4 protein-coding genes are annotated in these 6,529 nt (G+C 61.8%); 3 read left to right on the top strand and 1 reads right to left on the bottom strand.

The features are described from left to right. The 3 genes from WA989_RS00610 to WA989_RS00600 form a co-directional block, all read left to right on the top strand. The coding region (locus WA989_RS00610; RefSeq protein WP_424338597.1) for a TolC family protein at nt 1-1,104 on the top strand (1,104 nt) is incomplete at its 5' end. A gap of 36 nt (nt 1,105-1,140) precedes the next feature. After that, complete coding sequence (locus tag WA989_RS00605) at nt 1,141-2,223, top strand: efflux RND transporter periplasmic adaptor subunit (RefSeq protein ID WP_424338596.1); 1,083 nt, start codon at nt 1,141-1,143, stop codon at nt 2,221-2,223. A gap of 3 nt (nt 2,224-2,226) precedes the next feature. Further along, nucleotides 2,227-5,379 carry an efflux RND transporter permease subunit gene (locus WA989_RS00600; RefSeq protein WP_424338595.1) on the top strand — a complete coding sequence of 1,051 codons (3,153 nt, stop codon included), beginning with the start codon at nt 2,227-2,229 and terminating at the stop codon, nt 5,377-5,379. 65 nt (nt 5,380-5,444) lie between these two features. Here WA989_RS00600 and WA989_RS00595 read toward each other — a convergent pair. After that, nucleotides 5,445-6,529, bottom strand: a 1,085-nt coding sequence (locus WA989_RS00595) for a hypothetical protein (protein WP_424338594.1), incomplete at its 5' end; no start/stop codon positions are given.

Genomic DNA, 6,529 nt, shown 5'->3' with positions numbered 1-6,529 from the left:
GAGATCGGGCGGGCCGCGCGCGAAGGCGCCGATGTGACGCTCGCCGGCGACGCCAATCTCGGCGCGAGCTGGGAGCTTGATGCCTTTGGCCGGATCGCAGCCCAGATCGAGGCAGCCGAATTTGATGTCGAGGCCGCGCGGCAGGCGCGCCGGGATGTGGCTGTGATCATCGCGAGCCAGACGGCGCTGAATTATGTCGAGCTGAGGGGCGCGCAGCGGCGCCTTGAAGTGGCGCGCAGCAACGCCGATACGCAGGCCGAGGGCCTCGAGTTGTTGCAGACCCTGCTCGAAAATGGCCGCGCAACACAGCTCGACCTCGACCGCGCCGAAGCGCAATACCGCACCACGCTAGCCCAGCTGCCAGTGTTTGAAGCGATCATCCAGTCGTCGCGAAGCGCGCTGGCGGCGCTCATCGGTCAACCGGCGCCGGCGCCCGATCCCGCCCTTCTGGCGCTTGCCGTTGAGGCGGGCGACATTCCCGAACATGAAGGCGCGATCCTGACAGGCCGCGTTGAAGACTTCATCCGCAGGCGTCCGGATATCCGCCAGGCCGAGGCGTTGATTGCAAGCCAGCTTGCGCTCGGCGAGGCGGCGCGCGCAGATCTCTTCCCGACCATCAGTTTCAACGCCAATCTCTTCGCGCTGTTTGATGACACCACGAATTTCGATGACTTTTCGAGCTTCGGTTTCGGCATCGGCCCGTCAATCAGCTGGGCCGGGCCTGATCTGAGGCGTGTGCGTGCCAGTATCGATATTGCCGACGCGCAGTCTGTGGCCGCCATGGCGCGCTATGAAGAGACGGTCATCAACGCGCTCAGCGAGGTGGAGGCGGCACTTTCGGACTATGCAAGCGAGCTCAGACGTCGCGATGATCTGCAAAAGGCTGTAGTCTCTGCCCGGCGCGCCCTTGAGCTTGCGCGGCTGCGCTTCGAGGAAGGGCTCGACGACTATCTCGATGTCCTCGACGCCCAGCGCACGCTTCTTGATGCAGAAGACCGTCTCGCAGAAAGCCGCCTGCAGGCATCCAGACGCGCAATCGCTGCGTATAGAGCCTTGGGCGGTGTAGAATTTGACAGCGTCAGCGCCGGGTTGGCAGCTGAATAGTTTGGAACAGACATGATCTTTAGACCCTTGATTTTTATGGCTTTGGCCGTCTTTCTGGCGGCGCTGCCCGGCTTCGCCCAAGGCCGCGGCGGGCCCGCCAGCGTGTTCGTCGCGTCTGTCGAAGAGCGCGCTTTTGCGACGCGGATCGAAGCGCTCGGCACGCTTGAGCCGAATGAACAGGTCGATCTGACCCTGAATGCCGCCGACCGTGTGCGCGCCATCTATTTTGACGATGGCGACCGGGTAAACGCTGGCAAGACGCTCCTGTCGCTCGCGCAGAATGAGCAGATCGCGCTGGTTGAGGCTGCCGAAGCCAATTATGACGAGGCGCGCCGCCAGCAGGAGCGGATTGCCCGCCTGGCCGAGCAGCAGGCCGTGTCTGAATCAGAGCTCGACCAGGCCAATCGGAATCTCGACAACGCGCAGGCCAATCTGCGGGCGGTCCAGTCGCGCCAGAATGACCGGGTGCTGGTCGCGCCGTTTGACGGCGTGCTCGGCTTTCGCATGGTCAGCGTCGGCTCTTATGTGACGCCCGGCGATGTTGTCGCGCGGCTGATTGATGACAGAGAGATGAATCTCGATTTCCAGGTACCCTCGACTTATCTGCGCACGCTCGAAAAGGGCACCGCGATCGAAGCGCGCACCGACGACCTGCCGGACGAAGTGTTCGACGGGACCATCGCCTCGATCGACAATGCCATCGACCCCGTCACGCGCTCTGTGCGGGTGCGCGCCACTTTGCCCAATCCGGACCGGCTCTTGATGTCGGGCATGTTCGTGCAGGTCACGCTTCTGGCTGAGCCGCGTGTCGCGCTCGCCATTCCGGAAGAAGCTGTCCAGCCTGTCGGCCCGCGCACCTATGTCTTCATGATCGATGAGGAAGACGGGCAGCCTGTGGCGCGTCGCAAGGAAGTATCTCTCGGCTTGAGGCGCGAAGGCTATGTCGAGGTGAAATCAGGCCTTGAGGAAGGCGACCGTGTGGTGACTGAAGGCGTCATCCGGGTGCGCGATGGCGGGCCGGTCAAAATCGAGGACATGTCGATGCTGGAGCCGGAAATCGCTGCGCGGAAAAAGGCCAGCAGCGGGCCGCCCGGATCCGCCGGTTCAGCAGAGCGCTAGGCGATGCTGCTCTCCGATACAGCGATCAAACGGCCGGTCCTCGCATCGGTCTTTGCCCTGATACTGGTGATCTTCGGCCTGGTCGCTTTCGAGCGGCTGCCGCTCAGGGAATACCCCGATATCGATGCGCCGATCGTGTCCATCAGCACCAATTATCCAGGCGCTTCGGCGAGCGTTGTCGAGACGCGCATCACGCAGATCATCGAGGATCGGATTGCCGGGGTCGAGGGGATCCGCTTCATCGATTCCAATTCGACCGACGGGCGCTCGCGCATCAGCGTGGAGTTCGGCATCGACCAGGATATCGATGTCGCGGCGAATGATATTCGCGACCGGATTTCGGGCGTGCTCGACAATCTGCCTGAAGAGGCCGAGCCCCCGGAAGTCGAGAAGGCTGATTCCAATGATGATGTGATCATCTGGCTGAACCTGGCCAGCGAGACGATGACGACGCCGGAGCTGTCAGATTATGCCAACCGGTACCTGGTCGACAGGTTTTCCGCGCTTGATGGTGTCGCCCGCGTGCGGGTCGGCGGCTCGAGGGATTATGCACTCCGGGTCTGGATTGACCGAAAATCGCTGGCTGCCCGCGACCTGACGGTTGCCGAGATTGAACGCGCGCTGCGCTCCGAGAACCTGGAAGCCCCGGCCGGCAGCCTTGAATCGGAGAAACGAACCTTCACCGTCCGGATCGACCGCACCTTCCGGACCCCGGACCAGTTCGCCAATCTCGTTATCGCGGAAGGCGAGGACGGCTATCTTGTCCGCCTCGGTGATGTCGCGCGCGTCGAGCGCGGCACGGTCGAGGACCGCAACATGTTCCGCGGCAATGGCGTGCCCATGGTCGGGCTTGGCGTGATCAAGCAGTCGACGGCGAACACGGTGGATGTGGCGGCCGGTGCGCGCGATCTCGCGGCCCGGCTGAACGAGACCTTGCCGGACGGCATGGAGATCGCCCAGAGCTTTGACAGCTCGGTGTTTATCGAAGCGTCGATCAAGGAAGTCTACACCACGCTCGCCATCGCTGTCGGGCTGGTGACGCTCGTCATTTTCATGTTCCTTGGCAGCATTCGGGCGACGTTCATTCCGGCGATCACTGTGCCAATCTCGATCATCGGGACTTTTACGGTGCTCTATGCGCTTGGCCTGTCTGTGAACCTGTTGACCTTGCTTGCACTGGTCCTCGCCATTGGCCTGATCGTCGATGATGCGATTGTCGTGCTTGAGAATATCGTCCGGCGCATGGATGAGAAAGGTGAGCCGCCGCTGGTTGCCGCCTATCGCGGCACGCGCCAGGTCGGCTTCGCGGTCGTGGCAACCACAATGGTGCTGATTTCGGTCTTCGTGCCGATCACCTTCATGCGCGGCGATGTCGGGCGCCTGTTTACCGAATTTGCGCTGACCATGGCCGCAGCCGTCGCCTTTTCCAGCCTTCTGGCGCTGACGCTGGCCTCCATGCTGGCCTCCAAGCTCCTGAAGGCCGACCGCGGCAATGGCATGTTTTCCGCCCTTCCGAATGCCATCGACAAGGTTTTTGGCCGGGTGCGGGCCGGCTATGGCTGGGTGCTCGACCGGCTGATCTTGAGGCCGATTGTTGTCGGCGCGCTCCTTCTCGGTATGGCGGCGGGCGCCTATGGCCTGTCGCAGACCATCAAGCAGGAATATGTGCCGACAGAGGATCGCGGCGCCTTCTTCGTCTCTGTGCGCGGCCCTGAAGGGGCCTCCTATGACTATATGGAGCGCTATATGGACGAGATCGAGCGCCGGCTCCTGCCCTATACCGAAACCGGTGAGATCAATCGTCTCCTTCTGCGCGCGCCCGGATTTGGCACTTCCTCTTTCAATGAGGGTTTTGTCATCGTCGTTCTGAATGACTGGTCCGAGCGCCGACCCGCCGACACGATCATCGGCGAGGTGAACCAGAAACTGTCAGACCTTCCGGGCATTCGCGCCTTTGCGATCATGCGACAGGGGCTTGGCGGGGGAACGGGCAAGCCGGTTCAGTTCGTGCTTGGCGGGCCGTCCTATGAGGTGCTGACCGAATGGCGCGATACGTATGTTGCCGCCCTGCAGGAGAACAATCCCGGCCTCACCGATATCGACTGGGACTATAAGGAGACCCAGCCGCAATACCGCGTCGAGGTCAATTATGCGCGCGCCGCAGACCTCGGCGTCACAGTGGCGGATATCGGGGCAACGCTCCAGACCATGCTCGGCTCGCGCCGGGTGACGACCTATATCGATGACGGCGAGGAATATGACGTCATCCTCGAAGGGCTCCGTTCCGAACAGAATACGCCGAATGATGTGCAGAACATCTATGTGCGCTCATCGCGCTCAGGCCAGCTGATCCCGCTCTCCAACCTGGTGACGATTACGCCTGTGGCCGACAGTCCGACGCTCAACCGGTATAACCGGGTGCGCTCGATCACGATTGAGGCGGGGCTTGCAGACGGCGCGTCCCTGGGCGATGTGCTCGATGAGATGCAGGCGATTGCGCGTGACGTCCTGCCGGATGAAGCGACGGTCGATTTCAAGGGTCAATCGCTGGACTTCCAGACATCGGGACAGTCCATCCTGTTCGTCTTCGCGACGGGGCTTGTGATTGTGTTTCTCGTGCTCGCGGCGCAGTTCGAGAGCTATCGGCATCCGGTTGTGATCATGCTCTGCGTGCCGGCGACGCTGGCAGGCGGGCTGCTGGGCATCTGGCTGACGGGCAATACGCTGAACATCTATACCCAGATCGGCCTCATCATGCTGATCGGGCTTGCGGCGAAGAATGGCATTCTGATCGTCGAGTTCGCCAATCAGCTTCGCGATGAGGGGCGCGAGTTCCATGAGGCCATCAAGGAAGCCGCACTGGCACGCTTCCGGCCGATCATCATGACCAGCCTGACCACTGCGGCAGGCGCGCTACCGCTCATTCTGTCGAGCGGGGCAGGGGCTGAAACGCGCTCTGCTATCGGGGTTCTGATCCTGTTCGGTGTGATCGCAGCGGCGCTGGTGACCGTCCTGTTCGTGCCGACGGCCTATTCGCTGCTGGCGCGCGGGACAGGGTCACCGGGAGATGTCGCCCGCAAGCTGGAAGCGGAGACGGCGGAGCTTGAGGACGAGACCAAGACCGGCCAGGCCGACGCCCCTCAACCTGCGGAGTAAGGCGCGGGCCCAAAAAAGGCGGACCGTGGAGGCCCGCCTTTTCTTCTAGATTTCAGTTTGCCGTCTTAGGCAGGGGCGACGTCAACAACCACGCCGGCGTTGACCGCGAGTGGATTGGCCGGATCGAGAAGATCGACCCAACGTAGCTCAATCGTGTCCGGGCAGAACGGAATGGCCCGGTCACGAAGACGATAGATGCCGAATGGGTCGTTCGCGACAGCCGGATCGGTCGCGCCGACAATATCAGCTGGCGTGCTTTGCGAGAACAGGAACGGGTCACCGCCAGCTGGCGGATCTACCCAGACCTGAACAACGCGCGTTCCTGTCACGGCACCGCCATCGGTTGCGACGCCGAGCTCGTCAACAGGCGAGTGGACTGCACCGCGAACTTCCAGCTGGTCGGGATCGCACGAAACGCGTGTCGCTTCGATTTCAGCGACATCCGGATTGGCGAGCGCCAGAGCATCAAAGCCGGTCAGTTCGGTGATCCAGTAATGCAGGGCGGCAACATTCTCGCTGCCGTCTTCTGCGAGCAGGCCATCGCCAGAAAGATCGACAGGCGTGCTCTTGATATCGCCGAAGTAGCCTTCTGTGCCGAACTCACGGCCTGTCAGGCCGGTTTCGCTGACATCGACAAGGAAACCGCCTTCGTCGCGTAACGCTGCGGCTCTCAGACGTGGATCGAGGATCGGAACAACGATCATGTTATTGTTGGCCTGATACCAGTCCAGATAAAGATCGACGGTCACCTGGTCCGGGTTCATGACGGCAGCGTCGCAGCTCGGCGTTGAGCAGATGCTGTCAGTGACAAGACCAAGCGCGACGTTTTCGAAGCCAGTATTGACTTCGCTCGCGATCAGAGCGCCCGGACCTTCATCCGGCCAGGCCAGATTGCCGTTTCCGTTCAGGATTAGGTAATCCGGGTCATATTCACCGAGAATAATCGCGGTTCCGGCGATAAAGCCCGGCTGCTTGCGGCCAGGGAAAACATCCCCGACGAACCATTGCGCGACATTATACGTGCCATTCCCGGTGGATGGCGGACCATCGAAGATTTCTGTCCGCTCAATTGTCGGCGAGAACATCGGTGCTGTCGGCACGAGTGCGCCTGAGATGACAACGCGCATACCCATGACGCTCATGACACGGT

This window comes from Henriciella sp. (assembly GCF_049649345.1).
GTDB lineage: Bacteria > Pseudomonadota > Alphaproteobacteria > Caulobacterales > Hyphomonadaceae > Henriciella.
Note: the sequence above shows the minus strand (reverse complement) of the source record. Positions and strands in the feature narration are given on the sequence as shown.

Bases quoted from the DNA above. Each gene is read 5' to 3' on its own strand.
- WA989_RS00605 (WP_424338596.1), top strand. From the start codon at position 1,141: ATGGCTTTGGCCGTCTTTCTGGCGGCGCTGCCCGGCTTCGCCCAAGGC.
- WA989_RS00600 (WP_424338595.1), top strand. From the start codon at position 2,227: ATGCTGCTCTCCGATACAGCGATCAAACGGCCGGTCCTCGCATCGGTC.